Source organism: Mesorhizobium sp. P3_A9, assembly GCF_056402975.1.
Genome location: NZ_JBFUGJ010000122.1, coordinates 1 through 16,260 on the forward strand (window position 1 = coordinate 1; position 16,260 = coordinate 16,260).

Consider the following 16,260-nt stretch of genomic DNA (forward strand, 5'->3'; position numbering starts at 1 on the left):
AGGATCAGGATCCAGCAATAGGTGCGGATCAGCGTGTTGATCCAGAACGGCAGCGTGACGGCGAACAGAAGGATGCGCCGGCGCTCCGGCGTCTGGCAGACGATGTACCAGGCCACGGGAAGGCCAAGCACGAGGCAGATGATTGTGGTGGCGATGGCGAGATAGATCGAGCGCAGGATGATCAGCGCATAGCTCGGCGAAAACACCAGGCTGTCGTCGAAATCGCGCTGGTAGAGGAATTGCAGATAGGCATCGAAGGTCGCCGGCGCGGTGACGCCGCCATAGGGGTTGGCGGTCATGAAGGAATAGGCGACCGCCAGGAACAGCGGCAGCACCATGAAGACGCCGATGACCAGCATGGCTGGCGCAATCAGGAGCCAGGTGCGGTTCGGACCCATCTCAGTTCGCCAACTCGCGTTCGACGGCACGGGCCCAGTCGACGACGACCTTGTCGCCGGTCGCGAACGACGCACCGCCGCGCGAACGCGAATGCAGTTTTGCCCCCTCCTCCAGCACGACTTCATAGAGCGTGTCGGAGCCGAGGAAGGTGATGGCGGAGACCGCGCCCGTGGCGTGGCCCTTGGTGCCATCCGATACCGGCGACACCACGATGTGTTCGGGGCGCACGACGATGGTTTTCGCCGGATCCCGGCCAAGGGCTGCACCAGGCAAAAGGTTGGACTCGCCGATGAAGTCGGCGACGAAGCGGTCCTGCGGATTGTCGTAGATGTCCCTTGGCGTGCCGACCTGCAGCACGTCGCCGCTGCGCATCACCGCGATCCGGTCGGACATGGCCAGCGCCTCCTCCTGGTCGTGAGTGACCAGCACGAAGGTGATGCCGGTCTCGCGCTGCAGCCGCTTCAATTCGCTCTGCATGCCCTTGCGCAGTTTGAGGTCGAGCGCCGACAGCGGCTCGTCGAGCAAAAGCACGCTCGGCTTGGGCGCAAGCGCGCGCGCCACCGCGACACGCTGCTGCTGGCCGCCCGACAATTGTGCGGGGCGCCGCGTGGCAAAGCCTTCGAGCCGCACCATTTCCAACGCTTCCCGGACGCGCTCGTCGATCAGCGCTTTCGGCGCGTTCTGCATTTCCAGCCCGAACGCGACATTTTCGGCGACGCTCATATGCGGGAACAGCGCGTAGCTCTGGAACACCGTGTTGACCGGCCGCTTCTGCGGCGGCAGGGCGGCGACATCCTTGCCGGCGATGCGGATGGCGCCCGAGCTCGGTGCCTCGAAGCCGGCAATCAGGCGCAGCAGGGTTGTCTTGCCACAGCCCGACGGGCCGAGCAGCGTGAAGAACTCATTGTCGTAGATTTCGAGGCTGACTTCCTTCAGCGCATGMACSGGATCSGCWTCYYKGGTCACGAAGGACTTTGACACGCTGTGGATGTCGATCATGACCGGCACATTCCTGGACTGCRGGGAGAYGGCCAGAAGGCCATCACGGCCGTCTGGCGCCGYACCTAAAAATTCGCTCCAAAATTATATTTGTCAACAAATAATATATTGTTTTCGCATTTCGACACGCGAAWGTGTGGCGTTCAAAGAACCTTGCCGGTTTCCAGGTCGAGCAGGTGCATGTGGCCCATGCCGAGTGACAGCGTCGCCATCTCGCCGGGCCTCGGTGTCGCGGCCGGATCGATGCGCGCGGTTGCCTCGGCACCGGCGACCAACACATGCAGCAGCGTCTCCATGCCCATCGGCTCGACCACCTCGACCGGCACTTTGATGTCGACGGTATCGGGCCGCTCGCGCTGCTCGGTGATGTGCTCGGGACGCAGGCCGAATTCGAGCTCGCGCCCGACATGGCCAGCATAGCGCGCGGTGCGGGAAGCAGGCACAGTGAGTGCGGTGCCATCGCCAAGCACGACCGCCAAGCGGTCGCCGCGCGCTTCCAGCCAGCACTTGAAGAAATTCATGCCCGGGCTGCCGATGAAACCGGCGACGAAACGGCTGGCCGGCTCATGGTAGAGGTCGTTGGGCGGGCCGATCTGTTCGATCCGGCCCTTGTTCATCACCACGACGCGGTCGGCCAGTGTCATCGCCTCGACCTGGTCGTGGGTGACGTAGACCGTGGTGGTTGCGACCATCTGGTGCAGCTTCTTGATCTCGGYGCGCATCTKCRYCCTSAGCTTGGCGTCGAGRTTGGAAAGCGGCTCGTCGAACAGGAACACKTYSGGMTSGCGCACSATGGCGCGGCCCATGGCGACGCGCTGGCGCTGGCCGCCGGACAGTTGGTGCGGCTTGCGCTGCAGCAATTCGCTGAGGTCGAGTATGTCGGCGACACGGGCGATGCGTTGCGTTACCTCGGCGTCCGGCACCTTGCGGATGCGCAGGCCGAAGGCCATGTTCTGCGCCACCGTCATCTGCGGGTAGAGCGCATAGCTCTGGAAAACCATGGCGATGTCGCGGTCCCTGGCCTGGACGTCGTTGACCAGCCTGCCGCCAATATGGATCTCGCCGCCGCTCGGGCGGTCCAGTCCGGCCACCATGCGCAGCGTCGTCGACTTGCCGCAGCCGGAGGGGCCGACAAGGACGACGAATTCGCCTTCGGCGATTTCGAGATCGATGTCGTGCACGACCTTCAGGTTCTGAAAACTCTTGGAAATCTTGCGCAGTTCGACATCGGCCATGGCGCTATTCCTTTGCCGCGGGCGCGAACATGTCGAGCGCCAGTGCCGCGGTGCCGATCACACCGGCATCGTTGCCATGCTCGGCCGCCACGATCACCGGCGGGCGGCCAGGTTTGAGCAGCACGAAATCCCTGACATTCCTGGCAATGCGGTCGATGAAGAAGGGACCGGCCAGCGACAGCCCACCGCCGATGATTGCCGCCTCGATGTTGAGCATGTTCGACATGATGCCGATCATCTGGCCGAGCCAACGCGCCACCTCGTCGACGACCTGCAGCGCAATCGGATCGCCTCCCTTGGCCAAATCCACGACGGTCTCGGCGTCTTTGGCATCCGTGTCCGGCTTGAGTTGGCGATAGCGGTTGACCAGCGCACGCGCACTGGCCAGGTTCTCGACCATGCCCGGCACCGGATCGGCAATGTCGGTGCGGGCCGGGTCGAGCGAGATGCAGCCAAATTGCGGCGGCAGCCCGTCCGGACCGTCGATCACCTTGCGGTCGATGACCATGGACCCGCCAATGCCGGTGCCGAGCGTCAGCAGCGCAAAGCGCGAGTACGGGCGCCCGGCGCCATGGCGCATTTCGCCATGGGTGGCGCTGACGGCATCGTTGCGGACAACGGCCGGCACGCCGAAGCGGATGGCGAACAGTTTTGACAGCGATCCCTTGAGCAGCGCCGGGATCGCCGGGCAGCGGCCRTTSAGCATGCCRGTCTCGGGRTTKGGCGTGCCKGGCACGCCGATGCCGATCGCGGCGATGTCGGGAAACGCCCGCCTCAACTCATCGGTGGCGTTGGTGACCAGATGGACGAAATCCGAAAATTCGATGTCGCGATGCACCGGCACGGCACCGCGCGCCAGCACCTTGCCCGAACTGTCGACAACACCGAGCTTGACCAGGCTGCCGCCAATGTCGATTCCAACAGCGGTTACCATCAGGCCTCCTTGCGGATGCGCACGTTGAGCCGCCGTCCGAGGTTGGGGTAGATCATCTTGTCGGGATCGATGCCGCGCGCGATCGCCAGTTCGCAGCCATACCATTGCAGCGGCATCGGCGCCCAGCAGCCGGCGAGCCATTGCTGCTCCGGCGCTGTCGGCCAGCTGACATCGAGGTCGAAGCGGGTCGGGTGGCCGGAGAGGTTGAGAACAACTGTGCGCGGCCCGAGCTCGGCCAGCGCCTCGCCAAGATTGGCGGCGACCTTCGCCTCGGTCTCGGTCTGCGCGATCGCGATCACCAGGCTCTTGTCGGTCGTGCCGTAGACRTGRCCGTGCARGGCCTCYTCGGTGTCGAAGGCWGMKGTCGGCACGCCGCTGATCTCGGCGATCTTCAGCGACGCYTCGAGCGCGSTGCCRAGATGCGTCGCCTGYCCGGCAACCAGWATGTAGTCGGGRACGYCGAAGCGGGTGATCAGGTCCTTCGCAGCGGCCAGACCGGTTTCCGCCGTCCGCTCCAGTTGCGCGACCAGACCCGACAGATTGATCGTCTTGTCGGCGAGCTTGGCGGCGACCGCCAGCACCGAGATGACGGTGGCGGTATACCCCATGGTCTTAGGGCCGACCGTCTCGGGACCGATCGGCATGATGATGATTTCGGCGCCGGTCTCGGTGATCAGGCTTCCGGCCTCACCGGTGATGACAAGCGTCGGGAAACCGAGTTGCACCGACAGGCGCACCGCCTCGATCGTGGTGATGCTCATGCCGGACTGCGAGGCAGCCAGCACCAGCGTGCGCTGGTTCGACGCTCTGGGCGGCAGACGCAGAAAAGCCTCCGGTTCCTTGGCTATCACCGAGGCACCAGTGCCCTCCTCCAGCGCCTCGGCGCCGGCCAGCAACGCATTCATCGAAGAGCCGGTTCCGAGAAGCACGATCCGCTCCGGCGTCTGGCGCAGGCTCGCAAAACCGTCGAGCTCCGCGCCGATGGCGGCGGGGAGACCGGTGAGGGTCGCGGGCTGGCGGCGGATGTAAGTGCCTATCTGCATCTCAGTGTTCCATCAGTTCGAAATTGTCGGTCTTGTTAAAATCTGTCTGCCGGTCGTCCGGCTATTTGCTGTAGCCCTTGCTCAGGCCGCTGATGAATTGCCGCGAGAACAGGGTGAACAGCAGGACGAGCGGCACGGCGCCAAGCGTGAGTGCGGCAAGCAGGGCCGGATAGTCGTTCATGAACTGGCCGACGAATTGCTGCACGCCGAGCGTCACCGTCTGGTTCTGCCGGCTTGGCGCCAGGATCAGCGGGAACCACAGGTCGTTCCACACCGGCAGCATGGTGAGGGCTGCGACCGCGGCAAGGCCCGGCCTGACCAGCGGCAGCACGATCCAGAAGGTGCGCAACTCGCTGGCGCCATCCATGCGCGCCGCTTCCTTGAGATCGGTCGGCACGGTGCGGAAATAAGTGACCATCAACGTCACCGCGATCGGGATGCTCATGGCGGTGTAGACGAGGATGAGTGCTGCCAGCGTGTCCATCAGCCTCCAGGCGAGCATCATCTGGATGAGCGGGATGGTGCCGAGCCTTATCGGCAGCATGATGCCGAGCACGAACAGGCCGCCAAGCAGCGACGCCAGCCGCACGCGGTATTCGACCAGAGCAAAGGCGGCGAGTGTCGACAGCACCACCGTCAGCACGATGGTCGTCACGGTGACGATCAGGCTGTTGCGGTAGTTGACGATGAAATTGCCGCGCGTGAAGACGCGCTTGTAGCCTTCGAGACTGAAGGTCTTGGCCGTCGGCAGGTCGAACGGTCCGCCGAAGATCGCCGGCGTCGTCTTCAGCGAATTGATGATGACGATCAGCACCGGCCCGATGGCAAGCAGCACAAAAACGATCAGCAGCGCGTGCACGATGATGCGCTCGGCCGTCCAGGGTTCGCGGTCCTGGCGGCGGCGGGCGGCTGGTATTGTGAGGTCTGGGGCGCTCATCTCAGCTCCTAGACCGCATAGGATTTCAGGCGGCGCTGGATCAGCCAGAAATAGGCCGCGGTGACCAGCAACACAGTGAGGAAGATCACCGTCGCGACCGCGCTGCCCAGATCGAGATCGGCAAGTTGGCCGCTCGAGCCGAAGAAGGTGCGGTAGAAATAGGTGCCGAGGATATCGGTGCTGTAGTTCGGCCCGGGCGCCGAGCCGTTGAGCGCGAACACCAGGTCGAATCCGTTGAACGTCCAGATGTAGGTRAGGATGGCGATCAGCCCGAATTGCGGCGCGATCAACGGGAACTTGATCTTCCAGAAGGTCGTCCAGCCGCCGGCGCCGTCGATATTGGCGGCTTCGACCAGCTCGTTGGGCACCGCCAGCAGGGCGCTGTAGAGGAAGACCATGGGGATGCCGAAATACTGCCAGACCGACATCAGCGAGATGGTGGTGAGTGCCGTCGATTCCGTGCCGAGCAGCGGAAAGCCGACAAGGCCCCAGAGCGGGTTGATGATCAGCCGCCAGACGAAACCGACGATGACCACCGACAGCGTCGCCGGAATGAACAGCAGCGTACGATAAATGCCTTCCGAGCGCGCCAGTCTGCCTGACGTGAGCAGCSCYGCCAGCAGCAGGCCCATCGGCACTTCGACRATSARATGGATGGCGAAATACTGCATGTTGTTGAGCAGTGCGTTCCAGAAGCGGGCGCTGATCGTCGGGTGGGTGAACAGCCGCTCGTAATTGGCGAGACCGACGAAAATGTCTCCCGAGGCGCCGTTGGTCTGGAAGAAGCTCATGACGATGGAGGTCGCCAGCGGCAGCACGGCAAAGACCAGATAGACGGCCAGCGCCGGCAGCACGAACAGCAGCAGGTTTCTGTAAGCGGCAGCGGGAGATATCAAAGCAAAACCTCATCTTCACGCCGGCAGAAGTTGCCGGCGTGCCGTCAGGCTTGCGCATGCCCCGCCTCGTGGCAAGGCATGCGCGAAGCAGTGCCGGATTACTTCTTCTGCGGTCCGTACCAGGAGGCGAGCCCGGCCTGGAGTTCGGTCGCGACCTGCTGCGGTGTGACGTCGGACTTGGTGAACATCACCTGCAGCAGGCGCCAGGTCTCGTCATCAAGCGGCGGCGTGCCGGCACTCAGACGATCCAGCGCCAAACGTGGCGTCAGCTCCGCGCCCTTYTTCAGGTCAGCAAARTCCTGCGCCAGCTTGTTCTTGTAGGTCACCGGCTTSSWGCTCATGGCAAAGAAGCCRGGRGCGGCGTTGACRTAGAGTTCCTGGAAYTCTGGTCCSGCWACCCAGTCGAGGAAGGTYTTKGCCGCTTCCTTGTGCGTGCTCTTGGCGTTGATGCCGATGCCCATGTCAGGCATTTCCTGCAGATAGCGCTTATCGCCGGCCTTCGGCACCGGCGGCCCGAAGACACCGACATTGAGGCCGGTCGAGGTCGCCTGGTTGATGTCCCACGAACCGTCGGGAAGGATCGCCGCCTTGCCGAGCGTGAACAGCTGCGTCATGTCGGCATAGTTCAGGCTCTCCTGCCCGGCGGGCAGGAACGGCTTCCAGGCCGCGAAGGCGGCGATGGCATCGACGAATTCCGGATCGGTCAGCTTCTTCTTGCCGTCGATCAGGCCGAGCCGGCCCTCCTCGCCTTTCCAGTAGGCGGGGCCGATCGAATAGAGGCCGTTATAGGCGAGCTGCCAGGATTCGGCCGCGCCATAGGCGAGCGGCGTGTAGCGGCCGTCCTTCTTGATCGCCGTGAGCACATCGATGAACTCGGCGCTGGTGGTCGGCACCTTGAGGCCCAGTTCCTTGAAGATGTCGGCGTTGTAGTAGAAGCCGGCAAGCACGGCGGCGACCGGCAGACAGTAGGCCTTGTCGTCAGCGCCCGACCATGCAGCCCGCGAGGTCTTGTCGAAATTCGCCAGGCCCGGCAGGCCTTCCAGCGATTCGAAATAGCCGCGCTTGATCCATTCGCGGTTCACATCGAAGGGCCGGCAGGTGATCAGGTCGCCGCCGGCGCCGCCTTCGATCTGCGATTGGATGGCGGCGTTGTATTCATTGGTGTTGATCGGCGCGAACTCGACCTTGATGTCGGGATGCTTGGCCTCGAAGGCCGGCAGGATGGTGTCCTGCCACACCGCGATGTCCTCGGTGCGCCAGCTGTTCAAGGTGATGGTGACCGGGTCGGCAAAAGCGGCGCCGACACCGCCTGAAAATATCACGCCGAGCGTCGCCGCCAGCGGGATCGATACATTTATGGAACGCATTGTCCTGCTCTCCCTCAAGATGGTGCCTCGTGTGGATTCACGATTTTGCACTGTTGCCTCGGACCATACCTACTGATACATCTTGTGACAAGTGGTATTGTGTTGTCTTTTCTTGTCGAAGCTCGCTGCCCGGCTGGGCAGCACCAGGCCGATGGGCAAAAAATCTGGGAGGATTTGGATGATTGGCGTTGGAATTCTGGGCTCGGGCTTCATCGCCGAGACCTATGCGGACTCGCTGCTCGACGTGCGCAACGCCGAGCTCGTCGCCTGCTCGTCGCGCAGTTTCGAGCGCGCCACGGCCTTCGCGAAGAAGTGGGGTCCCAAGGTCACTGCCCACAAGGATATCGACGCGCTTTGTGCCGACCCGGCGGTCAAGCTGGTGGTCATCGCGCTGCCCAACGAAATCCATCTCGAAGCCGTCAGGATTGCAGCGGAGCATGGCAAGGCCGTCATCTGCACCAAGCCGCTGGCGCGCACCGGCAAGGAAGCGCAGGAGATCCTCGACATTGTCCAGCGCGCCGGCATCTGGCACGGCTATGCCGAATGCGCGGTGTTTTCCCCCAACATCACCAAGGCCCACCAGATGATACAGGCCGGCGGCATCGGCAATCTCCTGACCATGCGGGCGCGTGAGGCGCATTCGGGACCGCATGCGCCGCATTTCTGGAATGCAGAACTCGCCGGCGGCGGCGCCCTGCTCGACATGGGCTGCCACACCGTCGAAAGCGCGCGTCACTTCTTCGGCAAGGACAATCTCRTCACCGARGTGATGGCSTGGGGCGCGACGCTSGTSCACGGCGACAAGACAACCGGGGAAGACACGGCGATCGCGCTGCTGAAATTCGCCGGCGGCCAGCTGGCGACGATCGAATCGTCATGGATCGAGAAAGGCGGCATGCAGCTGCGTCACGAACTGGTCGGCTCGGCCGGCCGCATCGTCACCGACACGTCGGTCGGTCCGGTCTGGGGTTTTATCGAGAAACCGGTCGGCTATCTCGTCGAGAAAGCGGATGCCGAGACCGGCTGGGTCTATCCGGTGCCCGAGGAAACCCGCGCCTACGGTTTTTCGCAACAAATGCGGCATTTTGTGGAACACTTCGCGGCGGGGACGACACCGCTGGAAACGTTCGAGGATGGCGTCATTGTCAACCACATAATTGACGCCTGCTACCGTTCGATGCGAACGGGGGTATGGGAAAAGATCAGGGGTGACTGAGATGGAGGGCTCGCCACTGCAGTCGGACGGACCGGAGCCACTCTGGCGGCAAGCCGCCGATGCGATCCTGCAGGAGATCGCCAGCGGCAAGCTTGCCTCGGGCGCGCGGCTGCCGGCCGAGCGCGACCTGTTCACACGCATGTCGATCTCAAGGGTGACCTTGCGCCGTGCCCTGCAGAGCCTTGTCGAGGAGGGTGTGCTGACGCCSTCKCACGGGCGCGGCTGGTATGTCTCGGCCAAGGTGCCGAAGGARTTTCCCAACACGCTGGAATCGTTCAGCGAGACMGCCAGGCGYCTYGGCCTGRCGCCYTCCTCCGACGTGYTGCGCGCSGMASAGGCGCCSGCCWCGCTGGAYGAGGCCGAGGAGCTTTCGATCGCGCCCGGTGCTGCGCTGTTTCATCTGGAGAGGATCCGCCGCCTCGACAGCGTTCCGGTCGCCGTCGACACCTCTTTCTTTGCGGCAGCGCTTGTTCCCAATCTCGGCCGCATCGACTTTCGCAACGCGTCGCTGTTCGGCCTGCTGATCGATGCCGGCGTCGACCTGGCGCGCGCCGAAACCACGATCGAAGCGCATGACGCCGATCCTGTACTGGCCCGTCATCTCGACATCGATGTCGGCAAATCCACCCTGGTCATGCGCCAGCTCATCGTCGATACCGCCGGGCGACCGCTGCTGTCCTCGACGATCCGCTACGCCGGCGACCGCTATCGCCTGCGCACGTCCTTCTCCCGCACCGGCAAGACCGCCGCCCCTCGCATTGCGCCGCCACGGGTGGATCGCGACTAGCGAGAATCCGCCGGAAAGCAGGAGCCGAGGGCGAAGAGGCCTGCCACGATCAGAACCTACTCGAAGGAATAGGTGAACCCTTCCTTGGAGGCGCCGACGGTGACTTTTGTCATCTTCTCGCCCGCGAGCGAGCGGTTGAGCACGCCGCGGCTCAGTTCCGGCAGGAGCGTGTTGGTCAGGATGGCATCGATCATCCGCCCGCCGGATTCGATCTCGGTGCAGCGGGCCTTGACCAGATCCATGACACCGTCGCCGATCACCAGTTCCGCATCGTTGGTTGCCCGCAGCCGGCGCGCGATCTTGGCGAACTGGTGCCGGGTGATCGCCTCGATCATCGAATCCGAGAGCGGRTAGTASGGAATGGTCACCACCCGRCCRAGGAAGGCSGCCGGRAAGACCTTCAGCAATGGGCTGCGCAAGGCGGTATCGAGATCGTCGAGCCCGGCCCGCAGCGTGCCATTCTTGGTGCGGTCCATGATGACCTCGGAGCCGACATTCGAGGTGAGCAGGATCAGCGTGTTCTTGAAATCGATCCGGCGGCCCTCGCTGTCATCCATCATGCCCTTGTCGAAGACCTGGAAGAAGATTTCGTGCACGTCGGGATGCGCCTTCTCGACCTCGTCGAGCAGGATCACCGAATAGGGTTTYCTGCGCACCGCCTCGGTCAGGATGCCGCCCTTGCCGTAGCCGACATAGCCGGGCGGCGCGCCTTTGAGCGTCGAGACGGTGTGCGCCTCCTGGAATTCGGACATGTTGATGGAGATCAGGTTCTGCTCGCCACCATAGAGCGTTTCGGCCAGTGCCAACGCGGTTTCGGTCTTGCCGACGCCCGAGGGGCCGCAGAGCAGGAACACGCCGACCGGCTTTTCCGGCGCGCCAAGCCCGGCGCGGCTGGTCTGCACGCGTTTGGCGATCATCTCCATGGCGTGGTCCTGGCCGACGACCCGTTCCGAAAGCGTGGTGGCGAGCTTGAGCGCCTTTTCGGTCTGGCTGGACAGCATCCGCCCGGTCGGAATACCGGTCCAGTCCTGGACCACGGCGGCCACCGCATTGCGGTCGACGGATGGAAGGATCAGCGGTGTTTCGCCCTGCGCCTCGGCCAGTTCGGCCATCAGTTCGCGCAACCGTGCGAGATCGGCGGCCGGATCTGACGGCGCAGGATCGGCAACCGCCGGCACCTCGGCCTTGGCTTTGGCCGCCTTGGTCTTCGTGGTTTCAGCCGTCGCCGTTTCAGTCTTCGTCGTTTCAGCTTTGGGCGGCTCGGCCTTGGGTACCTTGGTCTTTTCTGCGTCCGCCACTGCCGTTTCGCTATCGGCCTCTTTGGACGTCGCCGCATCGAGCGGCACGCCCTCGCCGCGCAGCCGCGCGCGCAATTCGAGTATCTCGGCAACCAGCGCCTTTTCGCGCTCCCAGCGCCCCTCGGCGGCGGCCAGCGTGGTCTCGGTTTCGGCGAGCCCGGCGTCAACCCGCGCCTGGCGGTCGGTCACCTCGATGCCGATCGCGGCCTCGCGGCCGATGATGCCGCGCTCGACCTCCAGCGCCTGGCGGCGGCGCATGATGTCCTCGACCTCSGCCGGCGTGGCGTGCTGCGATATKGCGACMCKGGCGCARGCGGTGTCGAGAAGGCTCACCGCCTTRTCAGGCARTTGCCGTGCCGGGATGTAGCGATGCGACAGGCCGACCGCCGCCTCGATCGCCTCGTCGAGTATCTGCACCTTGTGGTGCTGCTCCAGGACGCCGGCCACGCCGCGCAACATCAGAACGGCCACCGCCTCCGACGGCTCGTCGATCTTGACCACCTGGAAACGGCGGGTCAGCGCCGGATCCTTCTCGATGTGCTGCTTGTATTCGGCCCAGGTCGTTGCCGCGATGGTGCGCAGTTCGCCCCGCGCCAGCGCCGGCTTCAGGAGATTGGCGGCGTCGCCGGTTCCGGCAGCACCGCCGGCGCCGATCAAGGTATGGGCTTCGTCGATGAACAGGATGACCGGCGTTTCGGACGATTGAACCTCGTCGATGACGGCCTTCAGCCGYTTYTCGAAYTCGCCCTTSACGCTGGCGCCCGCCTGCATCAATCCGACGTCGAGCATGCGCACGCTGACGCCTTGCAGTGTCGGCGGCACGTCTTCCGCGGCGATACGCAAGGCAAAGCCCTCGACGACTGCGGTCTTGCCGACCCCGGCCTCGCCGGTCAGGATCGGGTTGTTCTGCCGGCGCCGCATCAGGATATCGACGATCTGCCGGATCTCCGGATCGCGGCCGACGACCGGATCGATCTTGCCGTCGCGGGCGCGCTGGGTCAGGTCGGTGGCGTATTTGGCCAGCGCCGAATCCCCGCCTGGAGCCCGCTTCGGCGCCTCCGGGGCGGAGACCGTGGCCGAGGCGCCGGCTTCGAGCGAACCCTCCACGACATCGCCGAACCGTGCGATGACCGCGTCGGCGTCGATCTTGTCGAACTCGCCGCTGATCTTCGACASCAGGCCTTCCAGSACCGGCGTCTTCAGGCAGGCRAGCARAAYATGSGCRCTGCGGACTTCTTCGACGCCGAACTCCAGCGTGGCCAGGTTCCAGGCTTCCTGGATGGCGTGAAAGATATGGTCGGAGAATTCCTCGATCGATGTGGCGCCATAAGGCAGCTTGTCGACGGCGCGGGTCATATCGGCCGTGATCCGGCTCGCGTCAACACCCGCATCGGCGATGATCATTTGCACGTCCGAGCGGTCGGAAAGCACCAGTTGCTCGATGAAATGGACGAGTTCGACATAGGGATTACCGCGCAGTTTGGCGGTATCGGCAGCTGCCTTGAAGGCGCGGACACCGACAGGATTGAGCTTGCCGACCAGTTCCTTGCGCTTGAAAGTCTGCGATGACCGGCGCTGTTCCATCGAACGTGCTCCTGCGATCTGCCAGCCGATAAACTGCCACATAAGCCGTCACTTGACAAAGCGATGTCGCGACGCCCGGTTTAGCCGGCTCGTTTCCATTTGTGGAAAGTCCCGCACCACCGGCTGCAAACAGCCACTGACTTGGGCGCCGCTCCGCAATGCGGTTCACCTCCAGCTTCGGCAACCACACCAAGGATTCCCGCACTCTGGCGGCAGTTGCGTTTAGTCTCTGTTAATTTTTGAGCCGTCCTTGAATTGTGGTAAAGTACAACCGTGTGATAACGTCGCGTCACTTACGGTTTGAGGTCGGTCGCTGGGGGTTTGAGTGATTGATGCCGCGCTCTGGCTTAGCCCGCTCGACGGTGGAAACCCGTCAGGGGAGGACTTGCGCAACGACCCGGCTTTTCATGAGCTGGAGCGCCTGACCGAGCCCGAGGTCAAGGTCGTCCACGACGGCAACAACAAGCCCACGTCGCAAAGCACCATTCCGGTCGACTGGTCCACGGTGCTGGCAAAGGCGGCGGAATTGCGCGCGCATGGCCGGGACCTGCGCCTGCTCGTCATCGTCACGCGTGCGCTGGCCAATGAAGACGGACTGGCCGGGCTGGCGCAGGGTCTGACCCTGATCGCACAGACCTTCGATCAGCATTGGGAAACCATGCATCCGGCATTACGGCCAAACGCTTTGCCCCGCGATGCCGCCTTGCGCCGTATCAACGCGCTGCTCGACCTGCAGAATGGCCAGGACGGGTTGTTGGCGAACCTGCGGCAGATGATTTTCTTTACGCCACGTTCGATCGGGCCGATCAGCGGACGCGACCTGGAACAAAGCGCGCTCGACGACCGTGTCATGCTCCAGGAAGCCGCCTCGGGATTGAACACGGCGGAAAAGGCCGCGCTGGTCAGCGCGCACGGGCAATTGTTGAACCGGGTGCGTGCCGGATGTGCGGCACAGATCGATCAGGCCGGTGCGGAGATGGTCTCGCTCGTCGCCGACGCCCGGGCAGCGATCGCAGCCCTTGACGCGGTCGAAACCGCCCTCAACGCCCGCCTCGAAGGCGGCGGCGCTCCCATTCCGGAATTAAAGCGGTTTCTGCAGCGTTTGCTGACGACCCTCGAACGGAACGCGGCAGCGGGTGCGGTGGCGAATGGCGCGGCCAAGCCGCCCACCCCGACAGAACCGGCAACGCCTGCTCGAAACGGTCATGGAGCCGATACTATGGCAAGTGCGGCAAGCTACACGGAGACCAACACGGGACTTCCCGACCGGATTTCCTCGCGCGACGACGTGGTCAAATGCCTCGACCTGGTCGTCGCCTTCTATGACCGCACCGAACCGTCGAGCCCTATCCCGCATCTGGCGCGGCGCGTGCGCCGCATGGTGCACATGGATTTCGTTGAACTGATGGAAGATCTCGCCCCGTCTGGGCTGAAGGAATTCCGGCTCCTTGCCGGCGTTCCCGATGTCAAGAAGACGGCTCAGAAGGATGAAAGGTAACAGCACATGCCAGCCGAAAGCAAAGCGAAGGTCATCGAACGAAATCGCGCGCCGCGGGTGCAGATCGCCTACGACGTGGAAACCTACGGTAGCCCGACGACGATCGAATTGCCGTTTGTGATGGCCGTGATGGCCGACCTTTCCGGCGCTTCGCAGACCAAGGAAGCATCAAAATCGGTGCTGGACCGATCCTTCGTCGAGACCGACGCGAACCGCTTCCCCAAATTCATGGAGGCGCTCGGACCCCGCGTCAAAGCCCGGGTGAAGAACACGCTGCCACAGGCCGAAGGCCAGGAGCGCGACGAGGAACTGGCGCTCGATCTCACCTTCACCAAGATGGGTGATTTCGCCCCCGACAAGGTTGCCGAACAGGTGCCGCAACTGGCCGAGATCCTCAAGATGCGCCGCCAGCTCGAGGAGCTGCTCGGTTTCATGGATGGCCGCGTCGACGCCGAAAAACGCATCGCGCAGCTTCTGAACAACGAGCCGCTGCTCGGCAAGATCGCCAGCCAGGCGCTCGCCGACGACGACAAGGCAGGGGAATAAGCCATGGCCGAACAGCAAAAGACCGCCGCCGTCGCCGCCGAGGCCGAAGCCATAAACCTCGACGAATTCAGCGGGCTCCTCGAGAAGGACTTCAAGGTCAAGAAGGACGACAGCGAGAAGCTGCAGCAACTCGTGCGCAATCTCGCGCTCGCGGCGCAATCGCGTTCCGACACCACGACGATCTCGTCCAATGCGATCAAGTCGATCAAGTCGCTGATTGCCGGCATCGACAAGATGCTGACGACGCAGGTCAACGAGATCCTGCACGCACCGGAAGTGCGCGAGATGGAAGGCACATGGCGCGGCCTCTGGTATCTCRTCAACAACACCGAGACGGATSMGAAGCTGAAGATCCGGGTGATGAACATYTCCAAGGWGCARCTGGCCGACACGCTYGAAGACTATGARGGCCAGATGTGGGACCAGAGCCCGATCTTCAAGAAAGTCTAYACGGACGAGTATTCGATGCTGGGCGGCGAGCCGATCGGCTGTGTGATCGGCGCCTACGAATTCTCCAATCACCCGCGCGACGTCGGCCTGTTGCGCAATATCTCCGGCATTTGCGCCTCGGCGCACACGCCGTTTATCGCGGCCGCCTCGCCGCGGCTGTTCCGCATGGACAGCTGGCAGGAATTGCCCAACCCGCAAGACCTGCAGCAGATCGTCTCCAACCCGGCCTACGCCTCGTGGCAGTCGCTGCGCGAGAGCGAGGACGCCCGCTATATCGGCCTGACCATGCCCCGCGTTCTGGCCAGGCTGCCCTATGGCACCGATACCGTTCCGGTGAAGGGCTTCACCTTCGAGGAAGAGGTGGAGGGCGATCACAACAAATATGTCTGGATGAACGCCGCCTTCCCGATGGGCGTCAACATCAACCGCAGCCACAAGCTTTTTGGCTGGGGCACGCAGATCCGCGGCGTCGAGAATGGCGGCACGGTGCTCAATTTGCCGGTGCATAGCTTCCCGACCGACGATGGCTCGATCGCGATGAAATGCCCGACCGAAGTCGCCATCGACGATCGGCGCGAGGCCGAACTGGCCAAGCTCGGCCTGATGCCGATCCTGCATCGAAAGAATACCGATCTGGCGGCCTTCATCGGCGCCCATTCGCTGCAGGACGACGAGACTCGTGCCGGCCGTCTGGTCGACCCCGACGCGCAGTCGAATGAAAGGCTGAGCGCCAATCTGCCCTATCTCTTCCCGGTCTCGCGCTTCGCGCACTACCTCAAGGCGATYGCRCGCGACAAGRTCGGCTCGTTCAAGGARCGCTCCGAYATGCAGATCTGGCTGACCGAGTGGATCAACCGCTACGTGCTGGCCAAYCCGGCCTTCGCMGACGACAAGGCGCGCGCCAAGCGCCCGCTTGCCGCSGCCGARGTSCAGGTGGACAGCGTGGAAGGACGGCCGGGCTATTACAACGCCCGCTTCTATCTGCGCCCGCATTACCAGTTGGAAGGCATCAACGCCTCGCTSCGGCTGGTRTCGGAACTGCCGTCCGTGAAGACCTGATTTGCAGCAACT

General features: G+C 63.6%; 14 protein-coding genes. 5 read left to right on the top strand and 9 right to left on the bottom strand.

All coding sequences use genetic code 11. The features are described 5' to 3' along the window. The 8 genes from AC1DX0_RS17840 to AC1DX0_RS17875 all read right to left on the bottom strand — a co-directional run. Nucleotides 1-398 (bottom strand): ABC transporter permease (locus tag AC1DX0_RS17840; protein WP_477356254.1); only part of this gene is annotated, 398 nt, incomplete at its 3' end. A gap of 1 nt (nt 399) precedes the next feature. Then, nucleotides 400-1,398 (bottom strand): ABC transporter ATP-binding protein, encoded by a 999-nt coding sequence (locus AC1DX0_RS17845; protein WP_477356256.1) that lies wholly within the window; start codon nt 1,396-1,398, stop codon nt 400-402. A gap of 143 nt (nt 1,399-1,541) precedes the next feature. Then, nucleotides 1,542-2,633, bottom strand: a complete 1,092-nt coding sequence (locus tag AC1DX0_RS17850; protein ID WP_477356258.1) for an ABC transporter ATP-binding protein — start codon at nt 2,631-2,633, stop codon at nt 1,542-1,544. Nucleotides 2,634-2,637: 4 nt separating this feature from the next. Next, nucleotides 2,638-3,567 carry an ROK family protein gene (locus AC1DX0_RS17855; protein WP_477220805.1) on the bottom strand — a complete coding sequence of 310 codons (930 nt, stop codon included), beginning with the start codon at nt 3,565-3,567 and terminating at the stop codon, nt 2,638-2,640. Beyond that, nucleotides 3,567-4,610 (bottom strand): SIS domain-containing protein, encoded by a 1,044-nt coding sequence (locus AC1DX0_RS17860; RefSeq protein ID WP_477356260.1) that lies wholly within the window; start codon nt 4,608-4,610, stop codon nt 3,567-3,569. Before AC1DX0_RS17860 ends, AC1DX0_RS17855 begins: the two co-directional genes overlap by 1 nt. A gap of 61 nt (nt 4,611-4,671) precedes the next feature. Next, the gene (locus tag AC1DX0_RS17865) at nt 4,672-5,547 is read right to left on the bottom strand and encodes a carbohydrate ABC transporter permease (protein WP_477220803.1); all 876 of its coding nucleotides are present in this window, start codon (nt 5,545-5,547) and stop codon (nt 4,672-4,674) included. Nucleotides 5,548-5,555: 8 nt separating this feature from the next. Then, entirely contained in the window at nt 5,556-6,443 is an 888-nt protein-coding gene (locus AC1DX0_RS17870) for a carbohydrate ABC transporter permease (RefSeq protein WP_477356262.1), read from the bottom strand. A 98-nt stretch (nt 6,444-6,541) separates the two neighbouring features. Further along, nucleotides 6,542-7,810 (bottom strand): ABC transporter substrate-binding protein, encoded by a 1,269-nt coding sequence (locus AC1DX0_RS17875; protein ID WP_477356263.1) that lies wholly within the window; start codon nt 7,808-7,810, stop codon nt 6,542-6,544. 178 nt (nt 7,811-7,988) lie between these two features. Here AC1DX0_RS17875 and AC1DX0_RS17880 point away from each other — a divergent pair, with 178 nt between their 5' ends. Further along, nucleotides 7,989-9,026 carry a Gfo/Idh/MocA family protein gene (locus AC1DX0_RS17880; RefSeq protein WP_477356265.1) on the top strand — a complete coding sequence of 346 codons (1,038 nt, stop codon included), beginning with the start codon at nt 7,989-7,991 and terminating at the stop codon, nt 9,024-9,026. Between the two features lies 1 nt (nt 9,027). Next, nucleotides 9,028-9,813: a GntR family transcriptional regulator gene (locus AC1DX0_RS17885; RefSeq protein ID WP_477356271.1), complete on the top strand. Its 786-nt coding sequence runs from the start codon at nt 9,028-9,030 to the stop codon at nt 9,811-9,813. Between the two features lie 56 nt (nt 9,814-9,869). Here the strand turns inward: AC1DX0_RS17885 and tssH are convergent, their stop codons facing one another. Then, nucleotides 9,870-12,695 (bottom strand): type VI secretion system ATPase TssH, encoded by a 2,826-nt coding sequence (gene tssH, locus AC1DX0_RS17890; protein WP_477356267.1) that lies wholly within the window; start codon nt 12,693-12,695, stop codon nt 9,870-9,872. Nucleotides 12,696-13,020: 325 nt separating this feature from the next. On the opposite strand from tssH, the gene tssA reads away from it, so the two are divergent. The 3 genes from tssA to tssC are packed head-to-tail and all read left to right on the top strand — an operon-like array spanning nt 13,021 to nt 16,248. Beyond that, complete coding sequence (gene tssA / locus AC1DX0_RS17895; RefSeq protein WP_477220798.1) at nt 13,021-14,193, top strand: type VI secretion system protein TssA; 1,173 nt, start codon at nt 13,021-13,023, stop codon at nt 14,191-14,193. 6 nt (nt 14,194-14,199) lie between these two features. Continuing rightward, on the top strand, nt 14,200-14,739 hold the full coding sequence (tssB, locus tag AC1DX0_RS17900) for a type VI secretion system contractile sheath small subunit (RefSeq protein WP_023767752.1): 540 nt from the start codon (nt 14,200-14,202) through the stop codon (nt 14,737-14,739). A 3-nt stretch (nt 14,740-14,742) separates the two neighbouring features. Then, on the top strand, nt 14,743-16,248 hold the full coding sequence (gene tssC / locus AC1DX0_RS17905) for a type VI secretion system contractile sheath large subunit (protein ID WP_477356269.1): 1,506 nt from the start codon (nt 14,743-14,745) through the stop codon (nt 16,246-16,248). Nucleotides 16,249-16,260 lie beyond the last annotated feature (12 nt).

What these genes read in the sequence shown, in the direction of transcription:
- AC1DX0_RS17865 (WP_477220803.1), bottom strand. Translation starts at nt 5,547, where the DNA reads ATGAGCGCCCCAGACCTCACAATACCAGCCGCCCGCCGCCGCCAGGAC.
- tssB (WP_023767752.1), top strand. Translation starts at nt 14,200, where the DNA reads ATGCCAGCCGAAAGCAAAGCGAAGGTCATCGAACGAAATCGCGCGCCG.